At 56.7% G+C, this 26,685-nt stretch carries 20 protein-coding genes; 5 read left to right on the plus strand and 15 right to left on the minus strand.

The features are described 5' to 3' along the window. Positions 1-29 precede the first annotated feature (29 nt). The 4 genes from cysC to cysG are packed head-to-tail and all read right to left on the minus strand — an operon-like array spanning position 30 to position 4,336. Positions 30-635: an adenylyl-sulfate kinase gene (cysC, locus tag IM294_RS04665; RefSeq protein ID WP_028014242.1), complete on the minus strand. Its 606-nt coding sequence runs from the start codon at positions 633-635 to the stop codon at positions 30-32. Beyond that, the gene (gene cysN, locus IM294_RS04670) at positions 635-2,059 is read right to left on the minus strand and encodes a sulfate adenylyltransferase subunit CysN (protein WP_126817270.1); all 1,425 of its coding nucleotides are present in this window, start codon (positions 2,057-2,059) and stop codon (positions 635-637) included. Before cysN ends, cysC begins: the two co-directional genes overlap by 1 nt. A gap of 9 nt (positions 2,060-2,068) precedes the next feature. Then, the gene (cysD, locus tag IM294_RS04675; RefSeq protein ID WP_008499613.1) at positions 2,069-2,977 is read right to left on the minus strand and encodes a sulfate adenylyltransferase subunit CysD; all 909 of its coding nucleotides are present in this window, start codon (positions 2,975-2,977) and stop codon (positions 2,069-2,071) included. Between the two features lie 9 nt (positions 2,978-2,986). Next, positions 2,987-4,336: a siroheme synthase CysG gene (gene cysG, locus IM294_RS04680; RefSeq protein WP_162269371.1), complete on the minus strand. Its 1,350-nt coding sequence runs from the start codon at positions 4,334-4,336 to the stop codon at positions 2,987-2,989. 246 nt (positions 4,337-4,582) lie between these two features. Between cysG and IM294_RS04685 the strand changes: the two genes are divergently transcribed. Further along, entirely contained in the window at positions 4,583-5,626 is a 1,044-nt protein-coding gene (locus IM294_RS04685) for an aminopeptidase (RefSeq protein ID WP_028014245.1), read from the plus strand. Between the two features lie 71 nt (positions 5,627-5,697). Here IM294_RS04685 and cysH read toward each other — a convergent pair whose 3' ends face one another. The 3 genes from cysH to cysJ are packed head-to-tail and all read right to left on the minus strand — an operon-like array spanning position 5,698 to position 9,965. Further along, complete coding sequence (gene cysH / locus IM294_RS04690) at positions 5,698-6,432, minus strand: phosphoadenosine phosphosulfate reductase (protein ID WP_008499616.1); 735 nt, start codon at positions 6,430-6,432, stop codon at positions 5,698-5,700. 15 nt (positions 6,433-6,447) lie between these two features. After that, positions 6,448-8,160 (minus strand): assimilatory sulfite reductase (NADPH) hemoprotein subunit, encoded by a 1,713-nt coding sequence (cysI, locus tag IM294_RS04695; protein WP_045261277.1) that lies wholly within the window; start codon positions 8,158-8,160, stop codon positions 6,448-6,450. Further along, positions 8,160-9,965, minus strand: coding sequence for an NADPH-dependent assimilatory sulfite reductase flavoprotein subunit (gene cysJ / locus IM294_RS04700; RefSeq protein ID WP_041908421.1), 1,806 nt, complete (start codon positions 9,963-9,965; stop codon positions 8,160-8,162). Before cysJ ends, cysI begins: the two co-directional genes overlap by 1 nt. A 306-nt stretch (positions 9,966-10,271) precedes the next feature. Between cysJ and queD the strand changes: the two genes are divergently transcribed. Further along, positions 10,272-10,634, plus strand: coding sequence for a 6-carboxytetrahydropterin synthase QueD (queD, locus tag IM294_RS04705; protein ID WP_003862700.1), 363 nt, complete (start codon positions 10,272-10,274; stop codon positions 10,632-10,634). Positions 10,635-10,663: 29 nt separating this feature from the next. Here queD and queE read toward each other — a convergent pair whose 3' ends face one another. Genes queE through IM294_RS04720 form a run of 3 tightly spaced genes read right to left on the minus strand, consistent with a single transcriptional unit; the run spans position 10,664 to position 13,656 of the window. Next, positions 10,664-11,335: a 7-carboxy-7-deazaguanine synthase QueE gene (queE, locus tag IM294_RS04710; protein ID WP_028014249.1), complete on the minus strand. Its 672-nt coding sequence runs from the start codon at positions 11,333-11,335 to the stop codon at positions 10,664-10,666. Positions 11,336-11,389: 54 nt separating this feature from the next. Next, positions 11,390-12,097: an N-acetylmannosamine-6-phosphate 2-epimerase gene (locus tag IM294_RS04715; RefSeq protein WP_045261276.1), complete on the minus strand. Its 708-nt coding sequence runs from the start codon at positions 12,095-12,097 to the stop codon at positions 11,390-11,392. After that, positions 12,097-13,656 (minus strand): maltose/glucose-specific PTS transporter subunit IIC, encoded by a 1,560-nt coding sequence (locus IM294_RS04720; protein ID WP_069732761.1) that lies wholly within the window; start codon positions 13,654-13,656, stop codon positions 12,097-12,099. The genes IM294_RS04715 and IM294_RS04720 overlap by 1 nt, the downstream gene beginning before the upstream one ends. A 165-nt stretch (positions 13,657-13,821) precedes the next feature. On the opposite strand from IM294_RS04720, the gene IM294_RS04725 reads away from it, so the two are divergent. Together IM294_RS04725 and IM294_RS04730 are read left to right on the plus strand one after the other, a co-directional pair. Then, positions 13,822-14,646 (plus strand): MurR/RpiR family transcriptional regulator, encoded by an 825-nt coding sequence (locus IM294_RS04725; RefSeq protein WP_028014252.1) that lies wholly within the window; start codon positions 13,822-13,824, stop codon positions 14,644-14,646. Positions 14,647-14,993: 347 nt separating this feature from the next. After that, positions 14,994-16,103, plus strand: a complete 1,110-nt coding sequence (locus tag IM294_RS04730; RefSeq protein ID WP_126817268.1) for an SDR family oxidoreductase — start codon at positions 14,994-14,996, stop codon at positions 16,101-16,103. 53 nt (positions 16,104-16,156) lie between these two features. Here the strand turns inward: IM294_RS04730 and eno are convergent, their stop codons facing one another. The 5 genes from eno to rlmD all read right to left on the minus strand — a co-directional run bounded on the left by eno (position 16,157) and on the right by rlmD (position 23,837). After that, the gene (gene eno / locus IM294_RS04735; protein ID WP_006811784.1) at positions 16,157-17,455 is read right to left on the minus strand and encodes a phosphopyruvate hydratase; all 1,299 of its coding nucleotides are present in this window, start codon (positions 17,453-17,455) and stop codon (positions 16,157-16,159) included. 81 nt (positions 17,456-17,536) lie between these two features. Then, entirely contained in the window at positions 17,537-19,174 is a 1,638-nt protein-coding gene (gene pyrG / locus IM294_RS04740; protein ID WP_028014254.1) for a glutamine hydrolyzing CTP synthase, read from the minus strand. Positions 19,175-19,397: 223 nt separating this feature from the next. Next, positions 19,398-20,189, minus strand: a complete 792-nt coding sequence (gene mazG, locus IM294_RS04745; RefSeq protein WP_045261274.1) for a nucleoside triphosphate pyrophosphohydrolase — start codon at positions 20,187-20,189, stop codon at positions 19,398-19,400. 66 nt (positions 20,190-20,255) lie between these two features. Next, positions 20,256-22,487: a GTP diphosphokinase gene (gene relA, locus IM294_RS04750; RefSeq protein ID WP_028014256.1), complete on the minus strand. Its 2,232-nt coding sequence runs from the start codon at positions 22,485-22,487 to the stop codon at positions 20,256-20,258. A gap of 51 nt (positions 22,488-22,538) precedes the next feature. Further along, entirely contained in the window at positions 22,539-23,837 is a 1,299-nt protein-coding gene (gene rlmD, locus IM294_RS04755; RefSeq protein ID WP_100170803.1) for a 23S rRNA (uracil(1939)-C(5))-methyltransferase RlmD, read from the minus strand. A 57-nt stretch (positions 23,838-23,894) separates the two neighbouring features. Between rlmD and barA the strand changes: the two genes are divergently transcribed. Further along, entirely contained in the window at positions 23,895-26,654 is a 2,760-nt protein-coding gene (gene barA / locus IM294_RS04760; RefSeq protein WP_041908411.1) for a two-component sensor histidine kinase BarA, read from the plus strand. The last annotated feature ends 31 nt before the right edge of the window (positions 26,655-26,685 follow it).

Below are 26,685 nucleotides of genomic sequence, written 5' to 3' on the forward strand. Positions count from 1 at the left end.
CGGGAAGACAGCTCCCGAACGATACCGCCTCAGGATCTGATAATATCGTCCCGTCTGAGCAGGTCTAATAATTGGCTTACTAAATTTGTTACCAATTGTTGACCTTCCAGGTGAATCTCAGGCGATTCAGGCGCTTCGTAAACCGAGTCAATTCCGGTGAAGTTTCGCAGCTCGCCGGCACGCGCTTTTTTGTACAGCCCTTTCGGATCGCGCGCTTCGCAGATCTCCAGCGGCGTATCGACAAACACTTCGATAAAGCGATCCTGACCCACGCGCTCGCGCACCATCTGGCGCTCTGCGCGGTGCGGCGAGATAAACGCCGTCAGCACCACCAGCCCGGCGTCTGCCATCAGGCTGGCGACTTCACCTACCCGGCGAATGTTCTCTTTGCGGTCGTCGTCGCTGAACCCCAAATCGCTGCACAGGCCGTGACGCACGTTGTCGCCATCCAGCAGGTAGGTACTTACTCCCTGCTGATGCAGCGCCTCTTCCAGCGCGCCCGCCACCGTGGATTTACCGGAGCCAGACAGCCCGGTAAACCACAGCACCACCCCACGGTGGCCGTGGAGCTGTTCGCGCTGGGCGACGGTGACCGGATGAGGATGCCAGACGACGTTCTCATCATGGGCGGCCATTACTTGCCTCCCAACAGATCGCGTGCGCCCCAGTGCGGGAAGTGCTTACGCACCAGCGCGTTCAGCTCCAGCTCGAAGGCGCTGAACTCAGAGGTCACGCTCGCCTGCGCGTTAGGCTCGCGCACCATGCCCGCGCCGACGGTAACGTTGGTCAGGCGGTCAATAAAGATCAGCCCGCCCGTCACCGGGTTCTGCTGATACGGATCCAGCACCAGCGGCTCGTCGAAGGTCAGATCCACCAGGCCGATACCGTTCAGCGGCAGCTCGCTCACGTCACGGTGGGTCAGGTTGTTGATGTCCACCTGGAACTGAATGCCGTCCACGCGGGCGCGGGTTTTCTTGCCCGCAATTTTGATGTCGTAGCTCTGGCCTGCGGTCAGCGGCTGTTCGGCCATCCACACCACGTCCACGGAAGCGCCCTGCACCGCCGCCAGCGTCTCCTGCGCGTCGACCAGCAGGTCACCGCGGCTGATATCAATTTCGTCTTTCAGCACCAGCGTGACCGCTTCCCCTGCCCCGGCTTCCTGCAGGTCGCCGTCGAACGTCACGATGCGCGCAATTGCTGACTCCACGCCGGATGGCAGCACCTTCACGCGCTGCCCCACCTTCACGGAACCGGAAGCAATAGTGCCGGAGAAGCCGCGGAAATCGAGGTTTGGACGGTTCACGTACTGCACCGGGAAGCGCATTGGCTGAGTGTCGACCACGCGCTGGATCTCAACGGTCTCCAGCACTTCCAGCAGCGTCGGGCCGCTGTACCACAGCATGTTCGCGCTCTGGGAGGCGACGTTATCCCCTTCCAGCGCCGAGAGCGGCACAAAGCGAATATCCAGGTTGCCCGGCAGCTGTTCGGCAAAGGTCAGGTAGCTCTGGCGGATCTCCTCGAATTTTTCTTCGCTGAAGTTCACCAGATCCATCTTGTTGACCGCCACCACCAGGTGCTTGATCCCCAGCAAAGTGGAGATAAAGCTGTGGCGACGGGTTTGATCCAGCACGCCTTTACGGGCGTCCATCAGCAGGATCGCCAGATCGCAGGTGGATGCGCCGGTCGCCATATTGCGGGTGTACTGCTCGTGCCCCGGGGTGTCGGCGATAATAAACTTGCGCTTCTCGGTGGAGAAATAGCGATAGGCCACGTCAATAGTGATGCCCTGCTCGCGCTCCGCCTGCAGGCCGTCCACCAGCAGCGCCAGGTCAAGTTTTTCGCCCTGGGTGCCGTGACGCTTGCTGTCGTTATGCAGGGAAGAGAGCTGATCTTCATAAATCTGGCGCGTGTCGTGCAGCAGGCGGCCAATCAGGGTACTTTTCCCGTCATCCACGCTGCCGCAGGTCAGAAAGCGCAGCAGGCTTTTATGTTGTTGGGCGTGCAGATACGCTTCCACGCCGCCTTCGTTGGCAATTTGTTGAGCAATAGTGGTGTTCATGGCGGCTCCTTAGAAATAACCCTGACGTTTCTTCAGCTCCATGGAGCCTGCCTGGTCGCGGTCAATCACGCGCCCCTGTCGCTCGCTGGTGGTGGACACCAGCATCTCTTCGATGATCTCCGGCAGCGTCTGCGCGTTCGATTCCACCGCGCCGGTCAGCGGCCAGCAGCCGAGGGTACGGAAACGGACCATCTGTTTTTTGATCACTTCACCCGGCTGCAGGTCGATACGATCGTCGTCAATCATCATCAGCATGCCGTCGCGCTCCAGCACCGGGCGCTCGGCGGCCAGGTACAGCGGAACAATCTCGATGTTTTCCAGATAGATGTACTGCCAGATATCCAGCTCGGTCCAGTTAGAGAGCGGGAAGACACGAATGCTTTCGCCCTTGTTGATCTGGCCGTTGTAGTTATGCCACAGCTCCGGGCGCTGGTTTTTCGGATCCCAGCGATGGAAGCGGTCGCGGAAGGAGTAGATACGCTCTTTGGCGCGGGATTTTTCTTCGTCACGCCGCGCGCCGCCGAAGGCCGCGTCAAAACCGTACTTGTTCAGCGCCTGCTTCAGCCCTTCGGTTTTCATGATGTCGGTATGCTTGGCGCTGCCGTGGACGAACGGGTTAATGCCCATCGCCACCCCTTCCGGATTTTTGTGCACCAGCAGCTCGCAGCCGTAGGCTTTGGCGGTACGGTCGCGGAATTCGTACATTTCGCGGAATTTCCAGCCGGTATCCACGTGCAGCAGCGGGAACGGCAGCGTGCCCGGATAAAACGCTTTACGCGCCAGGTGCAGCATGACGCTGGAATCTTTACCGATGGAGTACATCATCACCGGGTTAGAGAACTCGGCGGCCACTTCGCGGATAATATGGATACTTTCCGCTTCGAGCTGCCGCAGGTGAGTAAGTCGTTTTTGGTCCATAACCGTTCCTTAAGCCAAATTTACAACAGAAGAACCAAAGCCTTCTGTATCGGTTGTGTGTTGGAACCAGGCGAGGGTGCTGTGCAGCTGCACCACCTCTCCCACCACGATCAGGGCAGGCATCGGGGCGTCTTTCGCCAGGGTTGCAAGGTCTTGTAATGTGCCGATAGCGACATGCTGATCGACGCGCGTACCGCGAGAAATGACGGCAACGGGCGTCGTCGCCTCGCGACCGTGCTGAATAAGCTGTTCGCTGATGTCCGCCGCCTTCATCGTGCCCATGTATATCGCCAGCGTTTGTCGGCTCTGGGCGAGGTGCGACCAGTCGAACGGCGTGCTGTCGGCCTTGTAGTGCCCGGTCACAAAGGTGACGCTCTGGGCGTAATCGCGATGGGTCAGCGGAATGCCGGCGTAGGCCGTGACGGCTGACGCCGCCGTGATGCCGGGCACCACCTGGAACGGTACGCCCGCCTCGGCTGCCGCCTGCAGTTCTTCACCGCCGCGACCGAAAATGAACGGGTCGCCCCCTTTCAGGCGCACCACGGTTTTGCCCGCTTTCGCGGCGGCAATCAGCATCTGGTTGGTATCGTGCTGCGGCACGGAGTGTTCCCCCGCCCGTTTGCCGACGCAGATTTGCTCCGCATCGCGACGGATCAGCTCGCGCACGCCATCGGTGACCAGGTGGTCGTAGAACACTACGTCCGCATCCTGCAGAACCTGCAGGCCGCGCAGCGTCAGCAAACCGGCATCGCCCGGCCCGGCTCCCACCAGAATAATTTCCCCGCCCGTACTGCCGGGGTTATCCAGTTCGTCTTCGAGAATTTTCTGCGCCGCCGTCTCATTGCCCGCCTGCATCAGGCTGGCAAAGCGGCCGCGAAATACGCGCTCCCAGAAGCGACGGCGTTCCGTCACGCTGGTCAGGCGGTTTTTTAAATGGTTGCGCCAGTAGCTGGCTTTCTCCGCCATGCGCCCGAGGCTGGTCGGCAGCAGCGCTTCGATCTTTTCCCGCAGCACGCGCGCCAGCACTGGCGCGGTGCCGCCGGAGGAGATCGCCACCAGCAGCGGCGAGCGATCAACGATCGACGGGAAGATAAACGAGCATAAAGGCTGGTCGTCCACCACGTTCACCAGACGGTAACGGGCCTGGGCCGCGTCGGAGACCCGCCGGTTAAGTTCCCGATTTTCAGTCGCCGCAATCACCAGCACCACGCTGTCGATCTGTGACTCGTCGAAATCCGCCTCTTCAACAACCCGCACCTGTGCCCCTGCGCGCTGCAAAAACGCGATTTTGCGATCGGCAATTTCTCCCGTGCCGACAACCAGTACCGGTCGGTCTTTTAAGGCGGCAAAAAGGGGCAGATAGTCCACAGGCAACAACTCACTAACAACGAGGAATAGAGGGACTATAGGGGGCGGCTTAGATCGAATGAAATTACGAATTGGAATGAGTAGTTACTCAATGGAATAACGCGGTGAAAAAGCAAATACCAAAAAATGCTTAACACGCGAAATTTCGGGCATTTAAGAGCAATTCAAATTGTGTATGGACGATCACAGTTTCATACTATGCACGTTATTATTTTGCTCTGTTTTTAAGGACTCACTATGTTTTCCGCAACGCGCCACCGTATTGCTGCCCTGGCGCTCGGCGTTTGCTTTATCCTTCCGGCTCAGGCAAAAAATCAACCTTATGGTGAAATCGCCACTATGCAGGCGCGACATATTGCGACGGTTTTCCCTGGCCGCATGACCGGTTCACCCGCGGAGATGCTCTCCGCCGACTATATTCGCCAGCAGTTTGCACAGATGGGCTACCAGAGTGACATACGCTCGTTTCACAGCCGCTACATCTATACCTCACGCAATAAAACGCAAAACTGGCATAACGTGACCGGCAGCACGGTGATTGCGGCGCATGAGGGGAAAGCGGCTGAGCAGATTATTATCATGGCGCACCTGGATACCTATGCGCCAATGAGCGACGCCGATATTGATAATAACCTCGGGGGACTGACGCTGCAGGGCATGGACGATAACGCAGCGGGTCTCGGTGTGATGCTTGAACTGGCTGAACGCCTTAAAAATATTCCGACGAAATACGGTATTCGCTTTGTGGCGACCAGCGGCGAAGAAGAAGGAAAACTCGGCGCTGAGAATCTCCTTAAACGGATGAGCGCTGAGGAGAAGAAAAATACGCTGCTGGTGATTAACCTCGATAACCTGATCGTGGGCGATAAGCTCTATTTTAATAGTGGACAGAGCACGCCGAGCAGCGTGCGTAAACTCACCCGCGACCGCGCGCTGGCGCTTGCCCGTACGCATGGCGTCTATGCTGCAACAAACCCAGGCGGTAACCCGGATTACCCAAAAGGCACTGGCTGTTGTAACGACGGGGAAGTGTTTGATAAAGCAGGCATTCCGGTGCTGTACGTCGAGGCGACGAACTGGGCGCTGGGCAAAAAGGATGGCTATCAGCAGCGCGCTAAATCGAAAGCGTTCCCGGACGGGACCAGCTGGCATGACGTGCGGCTGGATAATCAGCAGCACATTGATAAAACGCTGCCGCAGCGGATTGAGCACCGCAGCCGGGACGTGGTGAAAGTGATGCTGCCGCTGGTGAAGGAGCTGGCGAAAGCGGGCAAAGCCTGAGGTTTTTAAGTATAGCGGGGCCTGATGCCCTCACCCCAACCCTCTCCCACAGGGAGAGGGAGGATAAAGGATCACCCTTCGTGCAGCCCGCACTCGCGCTTCAGCCCAAAGAATCGCGTCTCTTCTTCAGCCATTCCCGGCTCCCATTTGCGCGTGGTGTGGGTGTCGCCCACGGACAGGTAGCCCTGATCCCATAGCGGATGGTACTTGAGCCCGTGTTTTTGCAGGTACTGATACACCGTGCGGTTATCCCAGTCGATAATCGGCAGCACTTTGAACACGCCGCGCTGTACCGCCAGTACCGGTAAGGTTGCGCGGCTCCCGGACTGCTCGCGGCGCAGGCCGGCAAACCACGTTTGGGCATTCAGCTCTTTCAGCGCCCGGTTCATCGGCTCAACTTTGTTGATCTCATTGTATTTTTCAATGCCCTCAACGCCCTGCTCCCACAGCTTGCCGTAGCGCGCCTCCTGCCAGGCCGCGCTTTCCGTTGCGCGGTAGACTTTGAGGTTCAGCCTGAGCTTGTCCGTCAGCTCGTCGATAAACTGGTAGGTTTCCGGGAACAGGTAGCCGGTATCGGTGAGGATCACCGGTATGTCCGGACGGATCTGATTCACCAGATGCAGGCTCACAGCCGCCTGAATACCAAAGCTCGACGAGAGCACATACTCTCCCGGCAGGTTTTCCAGCGCCCACGCCACGCGCCCTTCGGCGTCCAGCTTTTCAAGGTGAGCGTTAGTTTCTGCCAGGGCCAGAATGCGTTCGACTTTTGGCAGGTCATTAAGGGCGTTTAGATCGAGTACGGACATAATTACCTCTCGTGGTTACTCCCAGAAATCCCTGGCGGGATCGAGCACCGGGCGAATGATGCCCGCACGCACCGTAAAGTCGCCGAAGCCTTCACCCGCTTCGCGCTCTTTCGCCCAACGCCCGACAAGCTCGTCGATGGAATCAAGAATTTCCGGCTCGGTGATGTTCTCGCGGAACATGCGTGGAATACGCGTGCCGATACGGTTACCGCCCAGGTGCAGGTTATAACGACCCGGCGCTTTCCCCACCAGTCCCAGCTCGGCAAGCATCGCGCGACCGCAGCCGTTCGGGCAGCCCGTCACGCGCATAACAATATGCTCGTCCGGAATACCGTGTTTTTCCAGAATCGCTTCCACTTTGTCGGTGAATGACGGCAGGAAACGCTCGGCTTCGGCCATCGCCAGCGGACAGGTCGGGAACGACACGCAGGCCATCGAGTTTTCACGCTGTGGCTTCACCGCATTCATCAACCCGTGCTCGCGCGCCAGTTCCTCAATTTTCGCCTTTTCGCTTTCCGGCACGCTGGCGACGATCAGGTTCTGGTTAGCGGTGATACGGAACTCGCCTTTGTGGATCTTCGCGATTTCCAGCAGACCGGTTTTCAGCGGGCGGCCCGGATAATCCAGAATACGGCCATTTTCAATGAACAGCGTCAGGTGCCAGTTATTGTCGATGCCTTTCACCCAGCCGATGCGATCGCCGCGACCGGTGAATTCGTAAGGGCGGATCGGCTCAAATTTAATCCCCGCACGACGCTCCACTTCCTCTTTGAACGTTTCAACGCCCACGCGCTCCAGAGTGTACTTGGTTTTCGCGTTTTTACGGTCGGTACGGTTGCCCCAGTCGCGCTGGGTGGTCACTACCGCTTCCGCCACGGCCAGCGTGTGCTCCAGCGGCAGGAAGCCGAACTCGCTCGCGGTGCGGGCGTAGGTTTTCTTGTTACCGTGCTCAATTGACAGGCCGCCGCCCACCAGCAGGTTAAAGCCAATCAGCTTGCCGTTTTCGGCAATCGCCACGAAGTTCATGTCGTTGGCGTGCAGATCGATGTCGTTCTGCGGCGGGATGACCACCGTGGTTTTGAACTTACGCGGCAGGTAGGTCTGACCGAGGATCGGTTCTTCGTCAGTGGTGGCGACTTTCTCCTGATCGAGCCAGATCTCCGCATAGGCGCGGGTACGCGGCAGCAGGTGCTCGGAAATTTTCTTCGCCCACTCATACGCTTCGGCGTGCAGCTCGGACTCGTACGGGTTCGAGGTGCAGAGCACGTTACGGTTCATGTCGTTGGCGGTCGCCAGCGCGTCCAGACCCACGGAGTGGAGCATCTGGTGCACCGGCTTCACGTTCTTCTTCAGAATCCCGTGGAACTGGAAGGTCTGACGGTTGGTCAGGCGGATGCTGCCATAAATCGTGTTTTCACCCGCAAATTTGTCGATCGCCTGCCACTGTTTGGTGGTGATCACTCCACCCGGCAGGCGGCAGCGCAGCAGCATCGCGTGGCGCGGCTCCAGCTTCTGTTCTGCGCGCTCGGCGCGGATATCGCGGTCGTCCTGCTGATACATGCCGTGGAAACGGATCAGCAGGAAGTTGTCGCCTTTGAAACCGCCGGTCAGGCCGTCATTCAGATCTTCAGCAATGGTGCCGCGCAGATAGTTGCTTTCCAGCTTCATGCGCTCGGCGTCTGTCAGTTTACCTTCGACCACCAGTGGGCCAGGATGTTTTTCGCTCATTAGTAGACATCTCGCTGATAACGGCGCTCAACGCGCAGCTCACTTAAAAATTCATCCGCCGCTTCGGCATCCATACCGCCGAATTCGGCAATCACTTCCAGCAGTGCCTGCTCAACGTCTTTCGCCATGCGATTGGCGTCGCCGCAGACATAAATGTGGGCACCGTCATTGATCCAGCGCCACAGCTCTGCGCCCTGTTCGCGCAGTTTGTCTTGTACGTATACTTTTTCTTTCTGATCGCGGGACCAGGCCAGATCGATGCGGGTCAGTACGCCCTCTTTGACGTAGCGCTGCCACTCAACCTGGTAGAGGAAATCTTCAGTAAAGTGCGGGTTGCCGAAGAACAGCCAGTTTTTACCCGGCGCGTCGTCCGCGGCACGCTGCTGCATAAAGGCGCGGAACGGCGCGATGCCGGTGCCCGGGCCAATCATGATCACCGGAGTTTCCGGGTTCGCCGGCAGGCGGAAGTTGTCGTTGTGCTCGATAAAGACGCGCACCTCGCCCTCTTCTTCCACGCGGTCCGCCAGGAAGCTTGATGCCCCACCCGCGCGGGCGCGGCCTTCGATGTCGTAGCGCACCACGCCGACGGTAACGTGAACTTCGCTTTCCACTTCCGCCTGGGAAGAGGCTATAGAGTACAGGCGTGGGGTCAGCGGACGCAGCAGACCGATCAGCGCATCGGCATCCAGCTGTGCCGGCGAGAAACGCACCATATCGACAATCGGCGTCGTCGCGGCGTAATGCTGCAGCTTCGCTTTGTCGCCCACCAGCGGCAGCAGGGATTCGCTGCGCGTTAGGGTGGCATAATTCTCGACGATATTCGGAGTGTTCACCGTCAGCTCGAAATGCCACTGCAGCGCCTCTGAAAGTGGCTGGGTTTTGCCGTCAACGGTGACGGGCTCGTCACCCTTCAGCCACAGCAGTTCCACCAGCTCTTTCACCAGCGCCGGATCGTTCTGATACCAGACGCCCAGCGCATCGCCAGGCTGATAGCGCAGGCCGGAGTCGCCAAGATCGATTTCAATATGGCGCACGTCTTTTTCCGAGTCGCGGCCCGTAATTTTCTGGTTCACCGACAGGCTCGCCGTCAGCGGCGACTCTTTGGTGTACGGGCTGGTGTGGATCTCATTGACGGTGCCCGCAGCGGTCACCGCAGCCTGCGCTGGCGTCTCTTTCGGGACGCGGGCTTTCAACACCTCAACGATGCGCGCACGCCATTCAGCGGCGGCAGTCTGGTATTCCACATCCGCGTCCACGCGGTCCAGCAGGCGCTCCGCGCCCAGCTCCGCCAGCTTGCTGTCGAAGTCTTTACCGGACTGGCAGAAGAATTCATAGGAGGTATCGCCCAGGCCAAAGACGGCAAACGCCGTGCCGTTCAGCTTCGGCGCTTTTTTCGAGAACAGGAACTTGTGCAGCGCCACCGCTTCTTCAGCGGGTTCACCTTCACCCTGGGTCGAGGCGACCATCACCAGCAGTTTTTCTGACGCGATTTGTTTGAATTTATAATCCCCGGCGTTGACCAGGTTCACGTTCAGTTTGGCGGCCAGCAGATCATCACGCAGCGCTTCGGCCACGCGGCGGGCGTTGCCCGTCTGCGAGGCGCTAATCAGCGTAATGGCAGGAATTTCCACGGCCGTTGCCGGTGCGCCAGCCACAGCGCCAGGCTGCTGATTGAGCATTCCCCAGAAATAACCGGAGACCCAGGCAAGCTGAGTGGGAGAAAAATCAGAGGTGGCAGCCTGAAGGCGCGCCAGTTGCTCCGGGTTAAGGGGAAGCAAATTTGAAGGTGGGGCCTGTGTTGTCATGCGTCGTTATGTTCCAGTAGCCAAGCGGACTTTAAGCGAATAAATCCAAACTGAAGATAAGGTTAACGGCGTGGATAATAACAATTAAAGAAGGGATGGAAATAATAAATAACCAAATGGACTAACCTGTTTTAGTTATCGTTCTTAGCGATAAAAACGATTGAATAACCATTTGAAATAAAAGAATAAAAACCAATAATCACCCTGAATACCGGGCGTTCACCGTTCAGAGCCGTTTTAGTTAATGCTAAAAATTGTGCTTTCCGGTACTATGCGGCGGTTTTTTCCGCATTACTGAGAGCGATCATGTCCACCACACTGTTTAAAGATTTCACCTTCGAAGCCGCCCACCACCTTCCGCACGTTCCTGCAGGACATAAATGCGGCCGCCTGCACGGGCATTCGTTTATGGTGCGTCTTGAGATCACCGGTGAAGTTGATCCGCATACCGGTTGGATCATGGACTTTGCCGAGCTGAAGGCCGCGTTTAAGCCGACCTACGATCGTCTGGATCACTACTATCTCAACGATATTCCGGGCCTGGAAAACCCGACCAGCGAAGTGCTGGCAAAATGGATCTGGGATCAGATGAAGCCGCTGGTACCGCTGCTGAGCGCGGTGATGATCAAAGAAACCTGCACGGCAGGCTGCGTGTATCGCGGAGAGTAAAAAAAAGCCCGGCAAAACCGGGCTTTTTTCTAGGCAATATTCAGATACTTGTGCGTCTGCATCGACAGGCGCCAGTTGCGCGCAATGCAGGTTTCAATGCACAGGCGCGTCGCATCCTCTTTCTGGCTGATCGGCTGCAGGGCGATTACCCGCTGCTTCTCATCCGTCAGCGTTGCCAGCAGTTCATCCAGCGCTTCGATATCACGTACGCGTCCTACCGGATGCTTAATTTCATCCGCGCGCTCCAGCGCCTGAGACAGCACGTCATACCCGCCACGCATATTCACTTTTGGCGATACCGTCACCCAGGTGGTGTGTGAACAGCGCACTTCATGGGTGCCGCTGGTCTCAATCTGGCAGCTGTAGCCGTTCTTTTCGAGCAGCTCGGTCAGCGGCGTCAGATCGTGAATGCAGGGTTCGCCGCCGGTGATGACGACGTGGCGAGCCGTCCAGCCCTGGCGACCAATTATGGCCAGCAGGTCTTCTGCACTGCCCGCGCCCCACTTATCGCTCTCTTTGGTTTTCGCCAGAATGCTAAACAGCGACACTTCCCGATCTGCGAGCTTATCCCACGTATGTTTGGTATCACACCAGGCACAGCCAACCGGGCATCCCTGTAAACGAATAAAGATAGCGGGAACGCCGGTAAAGTAACCCTCGCCTTGCAGGGTCTGGAACATCTCGTTAATCGGGTACTGCATAGTCATCTCAGTAAAGGGGATAAACGATAAGTATCGCAGATCACCGTCGGATGGTCATGCTCCATCGGTGCTTTGCGCGCTAATCGCCGCCATAAAGCGCGCGGTAATTTGCTGTGGGCGGGTGATCGCCCCGCCGACAACGACCGTATGCGCGCCCAGCGCCAGACACCGGGCCGCGCGCTCGGGCGTATCCACGTTGCCTTCGGCAACCACGGGGACCGTCACGGCCGCCAGCACCGCTTTCAGGAACGCACAGTCATTCTCCGGAAGCGTATGGCCTGCCGTTTCCGCCGTATAGCCGTACAGCGTGGTGCCAACGCAGTCAAAGCCAAGCGTCTGCGCCGTCACGGCTTCGTCTACGGTGGAAATATCTGCCATCAGCAGTACCGAGGGGTAACGTGAGCGGATGGCCGTGACCAGTGTTTCCAGGGATTCACCGCCAGGACGTTCCCGCGCCGTCGCATCAAGGGCAATGATTTCCGGAGAGACGGCCATGAGCTCATCCACCTCTTTCATCGTAGCGGTGATAAATACTTCGCTCCCTGGGTAGTCCCGTTTGATGATGCCGATAACCGGTAAAGACACCTGCTGTTTAATGGCCTCGATATCTACCACGCTGTTGGCGCGAATGGCGAAGGCTCCACCCTGTGCCGCCGCCAGCGCCATTCGCGACATGATAAACGGGCTGTGCAGTGGTTCGTTTTCCAGCGCCTGACAGGAGACGACCAGTTTTCCCTTCAGGTTATCCAGTACATTTTTCATTACGATAAGATCTCTTCCACTTCGTTTTTGATAATCGTGACGTGCGGGCCATAAATGACCTGTACACCGTTACCGCGCACGATAACGCCGCGCGCGCCGGTGGCTTTCAGCGCCGCGTCATTCACTTTGCTGCCGTCTTTGACCGTCACGCGAAGCCGCGTGGCGCAGCAGTCCACCTCTTCCAGATTGTCTTTTCCGCCTAACCCGGCGATCACCGCCGCAGCGCGCTCGCTTTGCGGCAGGCTGACGTCATCAACCATCGCCTCCTTTTCACGGCCCGGCGTGGCGAAATCAAAGCGGTTAATCAGGTAGCGGAAAGTGAAGTAGTAGAGGAAGAACCACGGCACGCCGACCAGCGGAACGAACATCCAGTTGGTTTTGGCCTCCCCCTGCAAAATGCCGAACAGCACGAAGTCAATAAAACCACCGGAGAAGGTCTGCCCGATGGTGATGTGCAGCATGTGCGCGAGCATAAACGCCAGCCCGTCAAACAGCGCGTGAATGACGTAGAGCACCGGGGCAATGAACAGGAAGGAGAACTCGATGGGCTCGGTAATTCCCGTCAGGAATGAGGTTAACGCCGCCGAGAGCAGCAGCCCGGCAACGCGCTTTTTGTTCTCCGGTTTCGCCGTGTGATACATCGCCAGACACGCGCCGAGCAGGCCAAACATCATCGTGATAAAGCGCCCGGACATGAAGCGTGACGTGCCTTCATAGAAATGCTGCGTGTTCGGGTCGGCGAGCTGAGCGAAGAAGATCCGCTGCGTGCCCTCAACCAGGTGGCCGTTGACGATCTCGCTGCCGCCGAGCGCGGTGGTCCAGAACGGCAGATAGAAGATGTGGTGCAGACCAAACGGGCCAAGCATGCGCAAAATAAAGCCGTACAGCAGCGTGCCAAGATAACCGGTGGCATCCACCAGCCCGCCCAGACCAAAAATAAGCTTCTGGAAATGCGGCCAGACCACGGTCATGATCGCGCCAACGAGTATTGCCGCCAGCGAGCTGATAATCGGGACAAAGCGCGAGCCGCCAAAAAAGCCCAGGAACTGCGGAAGCGCTATCTTATTAAACCGATGATGCAGCGCGCAGGTCACGAGACCAATCACCACGCCGCCAAACACCCCGGTTTCCAGCGTCTGAATACCCAGCGTCATGCCCTGCCCTACAGCGCCCGGGTTCTCGTGCGCCAGTTTGCCGGTGAGGATCAGCAGCGCGTTGATGGTGGCGTTCATCACCAGAAACGCGAGTAGCGCTGCCAGCCCCGCCGTGCCCTTATCGTTTTTTGCCAGCCCGACGGCCACCCCAACCGCAAACAGCACCGAGAGGTTCGCAAACACAATCGAACCCGCACTGCTCATGATGGTGAAAATGGCCTGCAGCCAGCCAACATCTAAAAACGGATAGGCCGCCAGCGTATTAGGGTTCGATAACGCCCCGCCGATACCGAGCAGCAGACCCGCCGCGGGCAATACGGCGATAGGCAACATAAAGGATTTGCCAAAGCGCTGCGCTTTTTCAAACCATCCACCCGACGAAGCGCCACTGAATATTTGCATCATTTTTTCATCCCCCCATTAAAAGATGAAAATTTTTACCATATAAATATGTAATAGTGAAAATTATCATCACAAACCAGGAGGCCGATCATACTTTTTTAAAATGACTGGCATCTTTCCCCCGCTTTCCGCCACACTAGTCGCAGTGAAACACATTAAGGACGTGGCATGTCGGACCATGAAAACCTGCTGCTGAAGCTCCGCCAGGAGGCTTCCGGGTACAGCCCAACGCAACAAAAACTCGGTGAGTTTGTCCTCAGCGACCCTGCCCGGGTGCTCTACCTGACCATCACCGAACTGGCGCGAGAGAGCCACACCAGCGAGGCCAGCGTGACGCGTCTTTGCCGGACGCTGGGGTGCAAGGGGTATAACGAATTCAAAATGGCGCTGGCGCTGGATATTCAGCAGGGCCAGCCCGCGCGTCAGGCGGGGGATGAGATTGACAGCGTGGTGGATGAATCGGTGCAGGCTTTGCAGGATACCGCGAGACTCCTTGACCGCGCGCTGCTTGAAAAAGCCGCACTGGCGCTGCATCAGGCGCAGTCCGTGCAGATTTATGGCGTCGCGGCCAGCGCGATCCTCGGGGAGTATCTGCATTACAAGTTATTAAGGCTGGGTAAATCCGCACAGCTGTTTAGCGATATGCACCGCGCAGCCATGAATGCGACCACGCTTTCGGCAGAGACGCTGGTGGTGGCGATCTCCAGCTCCGGTTCAACGCGAGATTTACTTCACGTGGTGAAACTTGCCCGCAAGCGCGGGGTGAAGGTTCTGGCGCTCAGCAACACGCCCCGCAGCCCGCTGGCGTCTCTTAGCGATATGCTGCTGGTGGCCGCCAAGCCAGAAGGCCCTCTTAGCGCGGGTGCGCTCAATGCCAAAGTTGGGGTGATGCTGCTGGTCGAATTACTTACGACATCCATGATTGCGCTGGATGGTCATTACGCTGACGTCAGCCAGCAAACGGCCAGCGCCACGCTTCCTCTTCTGCTCTGAAAACCCTTCGCAGGCTAAATAAAATAGCCTGCGTTTTATTTTGCTTAATCAGGGCTCAATACATTTATATGATAAATGTTTGGTGTAACAAATTATTTTGTTTATTACAGTTTGAATTATTTCCCCCGCGCTAACCCAGCGACAAAAACAGTTTAAAATCATCAAGTTAAAATAAAAACATGAATAAATTGAATTTTTCCGCTTTCTGCAATGTCCAATATTTTCACCTGATTTCCTTTCCTTAAAATAAGCTTAAGACGCTGTCGGTCCCGACGTTTTATTATTTAAACGCCGTTTACTTTTGCGCGCCTACAATCCGCCTCATCAATCATAATGAGACGGTAATAATGAAGATGTTATTAATTACAGGCGTGACCGGGTTTCTGGGCGGTGCAGTACTTGAAAAAATCCTGACCAGCGATCAATCTGTAAAACTCCTTTTGCTTGCCCGTGCCGGCGATCCGCAAAGCGGGCTGGCGCGCGTGCAGGAGAACATGCGTAAGTTCAACATTTCTGAGGAGAAACTGGCCTCCCTGAGCGTGGATAATATCCTCATCGGCGACCTCAGCCAGCCGGAAGCCTTTCTGAACGATCCCCGTCTGGACCAGGTTACGCATGTCGTTAACTGCGCGGCAGTTGCGTCTTTTGGCAATAACCCGCTGATCTGGAAGGTGAACGTAGAGGGTACGCTAGCGCTGGCGCGCCGCATGGAGAAGGTCGCAGGGCTGCAGCGTTTCCTGCATGTAGGCACCGCAATGTCATGCACGCCGGAGCAGGATTCGCTGGTCGCCGAAAGTGCGGAATTCAGAGAAAACGCTGAGCACCTGGTGGAATATACGTATTCGAAGTCAACCATCGAACAGCTGATGCGCCAGGAATGTCCTAACCTGCCGCTGCTCATCGCCCGTCCGTCCATCGTCGTCGGCCATACCCGCCACGGCTGCACGCCGTCGAGCAGTATCTTTTGGGTCTTCAGCATGGGCCTGATGCTGCAGAAGTTTATGTGCTCGATGGAAGACCGGATCGACGTTGTCCCGGTAGATTATTGCGCCGACGCAATGTTAATGCTGCTGAGCAGCAACGCGCGTCCGGGGGAAGTGGTACACATTTCAGCCGGGGAAGAGAACAGCGTTCGCTTTGCGGATATCGATCGGGCAATGGCGCAGGCGCTGGAGAAAGCGCCCGTTGGCGATAAGTACGCGCAGGTCAGCTACGAAACGCTGGTCAAAATGCGCCGTGAACTGAAAACCATTTTTGGTCCGTGCAACGAACGTCTGATGCTGAGAGCGATGCGCTTATACGGTGCCTTTGCCACGCTGAACGTGCGCTTCAGCAACGATAAGCTGCTCAGCATGGGGATGCCGAAGCCACCTCGTTTTACGGATTATATCGCCCGCTGCGTGCAAACCACCCGGGGACTAACCATTCCCGAGCAGATGGCGGTCGATTTTAAATAACCAAAAAAAATGCCAGTCATTCGACTGGCATTTTCATGTTAAGGCTTAAGCAATTATGCCTGGCCTTTGATCTCTTTACGACCGTTGTAAGGTGCTTTTTCACCCAGCGCTTCTTCGATACGAATCAGCTGGTTGTATTTAGCAACACGGTCAGAACGGCTCATAGAACCGGTTTTGATCTGGCCAGCAGCGGTACCAACAGCCAGGTCGGCAATGGTCGCGTCTTCAGTTTCGCCAGAACGGTGAGAGATAACAGCGGTGTAGCCAGCGTCTTTCGCCATTTTGATCGCAGCCAGCGTTTCGGTCAGAGAACCGATCTGGTTGAATTTGATCAGGATGGAGTTAACGATGCCTTTCTCGATGCCTTCTTTCAGGATCTTAGTGTTGGTTACGAACAGATCGTCACCAACCAGCTGGATTTTGTCGCCCAGTACTTTGGTCTGGTATGCGAAACCATCCCAGTCAGACTCGTCCAGACCGTCTTCGATAGAAACGATTGGGTACTGTTTGGTCAGGTCTTCCAGGAAGTGAGTGAACTCTTCGGAGGTGAACGCTTTGTTGCCTTCGCCAGCCAGAACGTATTTACCGTCTTTGTAGAATTCAGATGCTGCACAGTCCATCGCCAGGGTGATGTCTTTGCCCAGCTCGTAGCCTGCTGCTTTAACCGCTTCAGCGATAACAGCCAGTGCTTCTGCGTTAGAACCCAGGTTTGGCGCGTAGCCACCTTCGTCACCAACAGCAGTGTTCATACCTTTAGCTTTCAGAACTTTAGCCAGGTTGTGGAACACTTCAGAACCCATACGAACCGCTTCTTTCAGGGTTTTCGCGCCAACTGGCTGAATCATGAATTCCTGAATATCAACGTTGTTGTCTGCGTGCTCACCACCGTTGATGATGTTCATCATTGGTACAGGCATAGAGTATTTGCCTGGGGTGCCGTTCAGTTCAGCGATGTGCTCGAACAGTGGCATACCTTTAGCAGCGGCTGCTGCTTTGGCGTTCGCCAGGGAAACGGCCAGGATTGCGTTCGCACCGAAGTTAGATTTGTTTTCAGTACCGTCCAGATCGATCATGATCTTGTCGATGCCAGCCTGATCTTTGGCATCTTTGCCAACGATAGCCTGAGCAATAGGACCGTTAACAGCGCCAACCGCTTTCAGTACGCCTTTGCCCATGAAACGGGATTTGTCGCCATCACGCAGTTCCAGCGCTTCACGGGAACCCGTAGAAGCACCTGATGGAGCAGCTGCCATACCGACGAAACCACCTTCCAGATGAACTTCGGCTTCAACGGTCGGGTTACCACGGGAGTCGATGATTTCACGACCGATGACTTTAACGATTTTGGACATTAGATTTTCCTCAGTACAAGTTAAACTAAAACTCCAGACAAACAACGCGTACCGTTGGTACGCGTTGCCGTTCTAACTTTTTTACTTCGCCTGACGCTTCTGGTACTCGCTGGCGGCTTTCACGAAGCCTGCAAACAGCGGATGTCCATCACGCGGCGTTGAAGTAAATTCCGGGTGGAACTGGCAGGCAACAAACCACGGATGGTTTGGCACCTCGATGATCTCGACTAACTGATCGTCCCCGGAGCGACCCGCAACACGCAGGCCCGCGGCTTCAATTTGTTTCAACAACATATTGTTGACTTCATAGCGGTGACGATGGCGCTCGGTGATGACCGGCTCGCCGTACAGCTTGCGAACCACGCTATCGTCGGACAGCTGGCAGGCCTGCGCGCCAAGACGCATAGTGCCACCCAGATCGCTCTTCTCGGTACGGACTTCGACGTTACCGTCTTCGTCGCGCCATTCCGTAATCAGCGCCACGACAGGGTACTTACAGTCTGGCACAAATTCCGTAGAGTTCGCGTTTTCCATTCCCGCTACGTTGCGCGCAAATTCGATCAGCGCAACCTGCATACCCAGGCAGATGCCGAGGTATGGAATATTGTTTTCACGCGCATAGCGTGCAGTGGCGATCTTGCCTTCAACACCACGGTAGCCGAAGCCGCCAGGGATGAGGATAGCATCCAGATCTTTCAGAATTTCAACGCCACGTGTTTCAACATCCTGCGAATCAATCAGCTTGATGTTGACGGAGACGCGGTTCTTCAGACCACCGTGCTTCAGCGCTTCGATAACGGACTTATAGGCGTCCGGCAGTTCGATGTACTTGCCGACCATACCGATAGTCACTTCGCCTGCCGGGTTCGCTTCTTCATAAATAACCTGTTCCCATTCAGACAGGTTAGCTTCCGGACAGTTCAAGCTGAATCGTTTACAAATATAATCGTCCAGACCCTGTGATTTCAACAGGCCCGGGATTTTATAAATGGAATCGACATCTTTCATTGAAATAACGGCTTTTTCAGGCACGTTACAGAACAATGCAATTTTCGCACGTTCGTTCGCTGGAATGGCACGATCGGAACGGCAAACCAGGATGTCAGGCTGAATACCGATGGAGAGCAGTTCTTTAACGGAGTGCTGAGTCGGTTTGGTTTTCACTTCACCTGCCGCCGCCATGTAAGGCACCAGCGTCAGGTGCATGAACAGCGCGTGTTCACGACCAATGTCTACCGCCAGCTGACGAATCGCTTCGAGGAACGGCAGGGATTCGATATCACCCACGGTACCACCGATTTCAACCAGCACAACGTCATGCCCTTCGCCACCGGCAAGGACACGCTCTTTGATGGCGTTAGTGATGTGTGGGATAACCTGCACGGTCGCGCCCAGGTAGTCACCGCGGCGCTCTTTACGCAGAACGTCAGAGTAGATGCGGCCAGTCGTAAAGTTGTTACGACGGGTCATTTTGGTACGAATGAAACGCTCGTAGTGGCCAAGATCCAGATCGGTTTCAGCGCCGTCTTCAGTAACGAACACTTCCCCGTGTTGGGTTGGGCTCATGGTGCCAGGATCGACGTTGATGTACGGATCCAGTTTCATCATGGTCACATTGAGGCCACGGGCTTCAAGAATGGCTGCGAGGGAGGCTGCGGCAATGCCTTTACCCAGAGAGGATACGACCCCGCCGGTCACAAAAATATAGTTCGTTGTCATGCTGAACCTGAGAAGTTAGGGTGAAACGATGGAATAACCAGGACGGGAAAGTAGTATACCCGAACACGGCGAGCGCCACAAACTTTCATTCTCCGTCTCCATTCCAGGCCATGACAAACATAAGGAGTGAGAAAATAGCCCCTTTTGGGTAAATGTTTTTGACGCAAATCAAGCGCTTGTCATTTAAAAAATCACACAAATTGCGCTTGATCGCAAAATTCCGTTAGAGATCAGATTCCTGGCGTTTTACTTCCTGCCAGACTTCTTCCATCGCGTCGAGGTCAATTCCGGTCATTTCCAGGCCGCGCGAGGCCACAATCCGCTCGACTTCACGAAAGCGTCGTTCGAATTTCAGGTTAGCTTTTTGCAGCGCGGTTTCCGCTTTTACCCCTAGATGGCGAGAAAGATTGACGGTGGCGAACAGCAGGTCGCCCATCTCTTCCTCCAGCTTTGCTTCATCGACCACTGCCTGCTGCGCTTCGTGCATCACTTCGTCGATCTCTTCATGCACTTTATCCAGCACGGGTCCCAGGGAATCCCAGTCAAATCCTACCGCCGAGCAGCGCTTTTGAATTTTGTGGGCGCGCATCAGCGCGGGCAGGCTCAGCGGGATGTCGTCCAGCGCAGAGTGTTGGGACTTTTCAGCGCGCTCGGCGCTTTTAATCTGCTCCCAGCGGGCCAGCACCTCTGCGCTGTTTCCTGCGGTGGCATCGCCAAAGATATGCGGATGGCGGCGCTCCAGCTTGTCGCTGATAGCGGCACAGATATCGTCAAAGTTAAAGCGCCCTTCCTCCTGCGCCATCTGGGCGTAGAACACTACCTGGAACAGCAGGTCGCCGAGTTCACCGCGCAGGTCATCGAAATCCTCGCGTGAAATGGCGTCCAGCACCTCATAGGTCTCTTCGAGGGTATAAGGTGCGATGGTCGCGAAAGTCTGCTCCTTGTCCCACGGGCAGCCGTTTTCCGGGTCGCGCAGGCGTTTCATGATGCCGAGCAGGCGGTCGATTTGAGTCATAGTTCTGTCCTGATGAAAAAATGCCGGGTGGCGGCGTTGCCTTACCCGGCCTACGGAAGAGGATGTTTAGCCGCCGTGCAGACGACGCGCGTCAATCACATCCGGCACCTGGTTCAGTTTGCCCAGCACGCGGCCGAGCACCTGCAGGTTGTAGATTTCGATGGTCATATCGATGGTGGCAAGCTGCTCGCGGGTATCGCTGCGGCTGGCAACGCCCAGCACGTTGACCTTCTCGTTGGCGAGAATGGTGGTGATGTCGCGCAGCAGCCCGCTGCGATCGTTGGCGGTGACGCGCACCACCAGCGAGTAACCGGCGGAATAGCTCTCACCCCAGACCGCTTCCACGATACGCTCCGGCGCGTGGGACTGCAGTTCGGCAAGCTGGTCGCAGTCGGAGCGGTGGATCGAGATCCCGCGCCCCTGGGTGATAAAGCCGACGATATCGTCCCCCGGAATCGGCTGGCAGCAGCGGGCAATGTGGTGCATCAGGTTGCCCACACCCTCGACCACCACGCGGCCGTTGTCTTTGCTGCGCTGCTGCGGGGCATAGGTTTTCTGCTGCAGCTGCTTCAGCGCCGCCGCGTCCTGCTCTTCCGCGCTAGGCTTGTTGAACTGGGCCTGCAGGAAGTTGACCATCTGATTCAGACGGATATCACCGCCGCCAATCGCCGCCAGCAGCTCGTCCAGCTCGTTGAAGTTGTAGCGCGGCAGCAGGAATTTCTCTGCTTCTTTCAGGCTGATCCCGATATGCTCCAGCTCGTCGTCAAGGATCTGGCGACCGGCAAGAATGTTTTTGTCACGATCCTGCTTGCGGAACCAGGCGTGAATTTTGGAGCGCCCGCGGCTGGTGGTGACGTAACCGAGGTTCGGGTTAAGCCAGTCGCGGCTCGGGTTTGGCTGCTTCTGGGTAATGATTTCAATCTGGTCGCCCATCTGCAGCTGATAGGTAAACGGCACGATACGTCCGCCGATCTTCGCCCCGATGCAGCGGTGCCCCACGTCGCTGTGAATGTGGTAGGCAAAATCGAGCGGCGTGGAGCCAGCCGGCAGGTCGACAACGTCCCCTTTCGGGGTAAAGACGTAGACACGGTCATCAAAGACCTGGCTGCGCACCTCGTCGAGCATTTCGCCGGAGTCGGCCATCTCCTCCTGCCACGCAATCAGCTTGCGCAGCCAGGCGATGCGGTCTTCGTGGCCGGAGCGTGCCCCGCCAGAAGTGCCCTCTTTGTACTTCCAGTGCGCGGCTACGCCCAGCTCGGCGTCTTCGTGCATCTGTTTGGTGCGGATTTGAATCTCGACCGTTTTGCCGCCGGGGCCAAGCACCACGGTATGAATGGACTGGTAGCCGTTCGGTTTTGGGTTCGCGACATAGTCGTCAAATTCATCCGGCAGGTGGCGGAAGTGAGTATGTACTATCCCCAGCGCGGCGTAGCAGTCCTGCAGACGCTCCGCCACGATACGCACGGCGCGCACGTCAAACAGCTCGTCAAAGGCGAGGTGTTTCTTCTGCATTTTGCGCCAGATGCTGTAGATGTGCTTAGGCCGGCCGTAAACTTCGGCACGCACATTCTCTTCTTTCATGGCCTGGCGCAGCCCGCTGACAAACTCGTCGATGTAGTGCTCACGATCGATACGGCGCTCATGCAGGAGTTTGGCAATGCGCTTGTATTCTGCCGGATGCAGATAGCGGAAGCAGTAATCTTCCAGCTCCCATTTCAGCTGACCAATACCTAAGCGGTTCGCCAGCGGCGCATAGATGTTCGTACACTCTTTGGCGGCCAGCACGCGCTCGTCTTCCGGCGCATCTTTCACTTCACGCAGGTGGGCAATACGCTCGGCCAGCTTGATGACCACGCAGCGAAAATCATCCACCATGGCCAGCAGCATCCGACGGACGTTATCAACCTGCTCAGAGGAGACAGAATCGGTATGCGCGGCTTTTAGCTGGCGAATGGCCGCCATATCGCGCACGCCGTGGATCAGCGCAACGACGGATTTGCCGACGCTGTCGCGCAGCACGTCTTCGCTGACCACATCCGCATCCGCGAGGGGGAAGAGCAGCGCGGCCTGCAGCGTTTCGATGTCCATGTTCAGCATGGACAAGATTTCAACCATCTCCACGCCGCGCCACAGGAGAAGATCGGCGTCGGGATGCCCCTGCGTGGTGCGCAGACAGTAGGCCCAGGTTTCGGTTAAGCGTTCACACGACTGCTGGCTGGAAATTCCCAGACTTGCGATCCATTTTTGTGGGTCAAACTCCCCAGCTTTATTGAGATGTGCACTTCTTACCGCAACCATTGTCCTCTCCTTTAGGGACCAGGGCCTGTCGAAGTCGACAAGCCAAACAAATTAGATGTGCTCGAACAACGCCATCGATTCCAGATGTCCAGTGTGCGGGAACATGTCCAGCATTGCCAGACGCCGAATCTGGTAACCCGCGCTGTTTAACGCCTCACTGTCACGGGCAAGCGTTGCCGGGTTACAGGAAACATAGACCACACGCCTGGGCGCGAGTTTAATAATATGCGCCATGACGCCTGGGGCACCTGCACGCGCCGGGTCGAGCAGGATTTTGTCGAAACCCTGCTTTGCCCACGGCTGTTGAGTGACATCTTCCTCAAGATTTTGATGAAAGAATGTCACATTTTGCAAGCCGTTCTGCTCTGCGTTTTCCTGGCCTTTGACCACCAGCGCCTCAACGCCTTCCACCCCGACCACGCTTGCCGCTCTGCGCGCCAGCGGCAGGGTAAAGTTACCCATGCCGCAGAACAGATCGAGCACACGGTCAGTGGGCTGTACGTCAAGCCATTCCAGGGCCTTCGCCACCATTTGCTGGTTTATGCCGTCGTTGACCTGGATAAAATCACGCGGACTGAACGTTAAGCGTAGCCCGTCTGACGCATACCAGGGAGCTTCGCCCGATACCTGTTCAAGTATCTCGCTTTGCGGCGCGAGGAAAAGCGCAAGCTCATGAGAATGCGAAAAGCGTTCCAGTTTTTCGCGATCTTTTTTCGACAGCGGCGCAGTGTGGCGCAGCACCATCAGCGGGCCGTTGTTCGCCAGCACCAGTTCAACGTGGCCCAATGAACGCACCCCGTCGAGCGATGCAAGACAGCGGTGCACGTCCGGAAGTAACGCCTCAAGATGGGGCACCAAAATGGGGCACCGCTTCACGTCAACAATATCGCTGGAGGCCGCTTTGCGAAAACCCATCTCCAGCCGCTCCGTTTTGGGCTGATAGCTCAGGCTCAGGCGCGCGCGGCGGCGATAGCCCCAGGGCTCATCGGCGATAATCTCGTCAACTTCGTGTTTAAGGAGGCGCGCCAGCGCGCGGCTTTTACTTTTTTGCTGTAATTCTGTGCTCGCATGCTGTTGCTGGCAGCCTCCGCACACGCCAAAATGTGGACAGCGGGGCTCCACGCGCTCCGGGCTCGCGTTGAGGCGACGCTTCACCTGTCCGCGCGCGTACTGACGCTTGTCTTCCGTCAGCGTAATTTCTGCTCGTTCTCCTGGCAGCAAACCTGTTATAAACAGAGTCTTACCGTTGTGACGAGCCACTCCCTGACCAAACGGATCAAGGTCCGTGGCTTCAACAGTAATGATTTGACGCGTCGTCACGCGTCGCTTTGCAGAGTAGAATTGCGCCATCGCCGAGATTTTTCTCACATAAACATAATTATCTTAATTGTCCCATAACGGAACGCCATGACCAACTACAGCCTGCGCGCGCGCATGATGATTTTGATCCTCGCCCCCACCGTGCTCATCGGTTTGCTGCTGAGTATCTTCTTTGTGGTGCACCGCTATAACGATTTGCAGCGACAGCTGGAGGACGCGGGCGCCAGCATTATCGAACCGCTCGCCGTCTCCAGCGAGTACGGCATGAACCTGCAAAACCGTGAATCCATTGGGCAGTTAATCAGCGTGCTTCACCGTCGCCACTCGGATATCGTCCGCGCCATTTCCGTCTACGACGAACATAACCGCCTGTTTGTCACCTCAAACTTTCATCTCGATCCGACCACGCTGAAGATCCCTGACGGTACGCCCTTCCCGCGCCATCTCACCGTGTTGCGGCGCGGCGACATCATGATCCTGCGCACGCCGATCGTGTCGGAAAGCTATTCACCCGATGAGTCTGCGCAATCCGATGCCAAATCCAGCAATAACATGCTGGGATATGTAGCGCTTGAGCTGGATCTCAAGTCGGTACGGCTGCAGCAGTACAAAGAAATTTTTATCTCCGGCGTGATGATGCTGTTCTGCATTGGTATTGCGCTGATCTTCGGCTGGCGTCTGATGCGCGACGTCACGGGCCCCATCCGCAACATGGTTAATACCGTTGACCGCATCCGCCGGGGACAGCTCGACAGCCGCGTGGAAGGGTTTATGCTGGGCGAGCTGGATATGCTGAAAAACGGTATTAACTCGATGGCGATGTCGCTGGCGGCCTATCACGAAGAGATGCAGCATAACGTTGACCAGGCCACCTCTGACCTGCGCGAAACGCTGGAGCAGATGGAGATCCAGAACGTTGAGCTGGATCTGGCGAAAAAGCGCGCTCAGGAAGCGGCGCGTATTAAGTCTGAGTTTCTGGCCAATATGTCGCACGAGCTGCGTACGCCGCTCAATGGCGTGATCGGCTTTACCCGCCTGACCCTGAAAAGCGAGCTGAATCCTACTCAGCGCGATCACCTGCACACCATTGAACGTTCGGCCAACAACCTGCTGGCGATCATTAACGACGTGCTGGACTTCTCCAAGCTGGAGGCCGGCAAACTGATTCTGGAGAGCATCCCGTTCCCGCTGCGCAGTACGCTCGATGAAGTAGTGACTCTGCTCGCGCACTCGTCGCACGACAAGGGCCTTGAGCTAACGCTCAATATTAAAAACGACGTGCCGGACAACGTTATTGGCGATCCGCTGCGCCTGCAGCAGGTCATTACCAATCTTGTCGGGAATGCCATTAAATTCACCGAAAGCGGCAACATCGACATCCTGGTAGAAAAACGCGCCATCAGTAATAACAAGGTGCAGATTGAGGTTCAAATCCGCGATACCGGTATCGGCATTCCGGAGCGGGATCAGTCGCGTCTGTTCCAGGCCTTCCGCCAGGCAGACGCCAGCATCTCCCGCCGCCATGGCGGCACCGGTCTGGGGCTGGTGATCACCCAGCGTCTGGTGAACGAAATGGGCGGCGATATCTCTTTCCACAGCCAGCCAAACCGCGGCTCAACCTTCTGGTTCCATATTAACCTCGACCTCAATCCGAACGTGCTGACCGACGGCCCGGTGACGGACTGTCTGAAAGGTAAGCGCCTGGCCTACGTCGAGCCTAACGCGGCAGCGGCGCAGTGCGCGCTGGATATCTTAAGCACCACGCCGCTGGAGGTGGTTTACAGTCCAACCTTCTCAGCCCTGGCCGTTGATCATTACGACATTCTGCTGATGGGGATCCCGGTGACCTTCACCGGCGAGCTGACCATGCAGCAGGAGCGGCTGGCGAAAGCCGCGTCGATGACCGACTATCTGCTGCTGGCGCTGCCCTGCCACGCCCAGCTTAATGCGGAAGAGTTGAAAAACGACGGGGCGGCCGCGTGCCTGCTTAAACCACTCACCGCGACCCGCCTGCTGCCCGCCCTTACGGAGTATTGCCGTCTTAGCCAGCACGCACTGCCGTTGATTAACGACGAGCAAAAACTGCCCATGAGCGTGATGGCGGTGGATGATAATCCGGCAAACCTGAAGCTAATCGGCGTATTGCTGGAAGACCAGGTTCAGCATGTTGAGCTGTGTACCAGCGGCGCCCAGGCGGTTGAACTGGCTAAACAGATGCAGTTCGATTTAATTCTGATGGATATTCAGATGCCGGGCATGGATGGCATTCGTGCCTGCGAGCTGATCCACCAGCTCCCGCATCAGCAGCAAACCCCGGTGATTGCGGTCACCGCGCATGCGATGGCCGGTCAGAAAGAGAAGCTGCTGAGCGCCGGGATGAATGATTACCTGGCGAAACCTATCGACGAAGAGAAGCTTCATAACCTGCTGTTACGCTATAAGCCGGGGCACATTGGCGGAACATATACGGTTTTCAGCGAGCCGGTTGAGGTAAGCGTTAATCAAAATGCGACCTTTGACTGGCAGCTGGCGCTGCGCCAGGCGGCAGGGAAACCCGATTTAGCACGAGAGATGCTGCAAATGCTGGTCGCGTTTCTGCCGGAGATCCGTAATAAGGTTGAAGAACAGCTGGTGGGCGAGAACCCGGAAGAGCTGCTGGAAGCGATCCACAAGCTGCACGGCAGCTGCGGCTACAGCGGCGTACCGCGGCTGAAAAACCTCTGCCAGCTGCTGGAGCAGCAGCTGCGCGCGGGTACGCCGGAATCGGAGCTTGAACCGGAGTTCCTGGAACTACTGGATGAGATGGATAACGTGACGCGGGAAGCGATGAAGGTGTTGGGTAGCTGAGGTAAAAGCCCGGCGGCGCTACGCTTACCGG

Source organism: Enterobacter cloacae complex sp. P43RS (assembly GCF_014930585.1).
GTDB classification, from domain to species: Bacteria; Pseudomonadota; Gammaproteobacteria; order Enterobacterales; family Enterobacteriaceae; genus Enterobacter; species Enterobacter bugandensis.

Excerpts from the sequence above, each read along its gene's own strand:
- IM294_RS04720 (WP_069732761.1), bottom strand. The coding sequence starts at position 13,656 with ATGATGCAAATATTCAGTGGCGCTTCGTCGGGTGGATGGTTTGAAAAA.
- pyrG (WP_028014254.1), bottom strand. The coding sequence starts at position 19,174 with ATGACAACGAACTATATTTTTGTGACCGGCGGGGTCGTATCCTCTCTG.
- queE (WP_028014249.1), bottom strand. The coding sequence starts at position 11,335 with ATGCAGTACCCGATTAACGAGATGTTCCAGACCCTGCAAGGCGAGGGT.
- IM294_RS04685 (WP_028014245.1), top strand. The coding sequence starts at position 4,583 with ATGTTTTCCGCAACGCGCCACCGTATTGCTGCCCTGGCGCTCGGCGTT.
- barA (WP_041908411.1), top strand. The coding sequence starts at position 23,895 with ATGACCAACTACAGCCTGCGCGCGCGCATGATGATTTTGATCCTCGCC.
- IM294_RS04725 (WP_028014252.1), top strand. The coding sequence starts at position 13,822 with ATGTCGGACCATGAAAACCTGCTGCTGAAGCTCCGCCAGGAGGCTTCC.
- cysC (WP_028014242.1), bottom strand. The coding sequence starts at position 635 with ATGGCCGCCCATGATGAGAACGTCGTCTGGCATCCTCATCCGGTCACC.
- rlmD (WP_100170803.1), bottom strand. The coding sequence starts at position 23,837 with ATGGCGCAATTCTACTCTGCAAAGCGACGCGTGACGACGCGTCAAATC.
- cysH (WP_008499616.1), bottom strand. The coding sequence starts at position 6,432 with ATGTCCGTACTCGATCTAAACGCCCTTAATGACCTGCCAAAAGTCGAA.
- mazG (WP_045261274.1), bottom strand. The coding sequence starts at position 20,189 with ATGACTCAAATCGACCGCCTGCTCGGCATCATGAAACGCCTGCGCGAC.
- cysN (WP_126817270.1), bottom strand. The coding sequence starts at position 2,059 with ATGAACACCACTATTGCTCAACAAATTGCCAACGAAGGCGGCGTGGAA.
- queD (WP_003862700.1), top strand. The coding sequence starts at position 10,272 with ATGTCCACCACACTGTTTAAAGATTTCACCTTCGAAGCCGCCCACCAC.
- cysD (WP_008499613.1), bottom strand. The coding sequence starts at position 2,977 with ATGGACCAAAAACGACTTACTCACCTGCGGCAGCTCGAAGCGGAAAGT.
- eno (WP_006811784.1), bottom strand. The coding sequence starts at position 17,455 with ATGTCCAAAATCGTTAAAGTCATCGGTCGTGAAATCATCGACTCCCGT.
- IM294_RS04730 (WP_126817268.1), top strand. The coding sequence starts at position 14,994 with ATGAAGATGTTATTAATTACAGGCGTGACCGGGTTTCTGGGCGGTGCA.
- relA (WP_028014256.1), bottom strand. The coding sequence starts at position 22,487 with ATGGTTGCGGTAAGAAGTGCACATCTCAATAAAGCTGGGGAGTTTGAC.
- cysJ (WP_041908421.1), bottom strand. The coding sequence starts at position 9,965 with ATGACAACACAGGCCCCACCTTCAAATTTGCTTCCCCTTAACCCGGAG.
- cysI (WP_045261277.1), bottom strand. The coding sequence starts at position 8,160 with ATGAGCGAAAAACATCCTGGCCCACTGGTGGTCGAAGGTAAACTGACA.
- IM294_RS04715 (WP_045261276.1), bottom strand. The coding sequence starts at position 12,097 with ATGAAAAATGTACTGGATAACCTGAAGGGAAAACTGGTCGTCTCCTGT.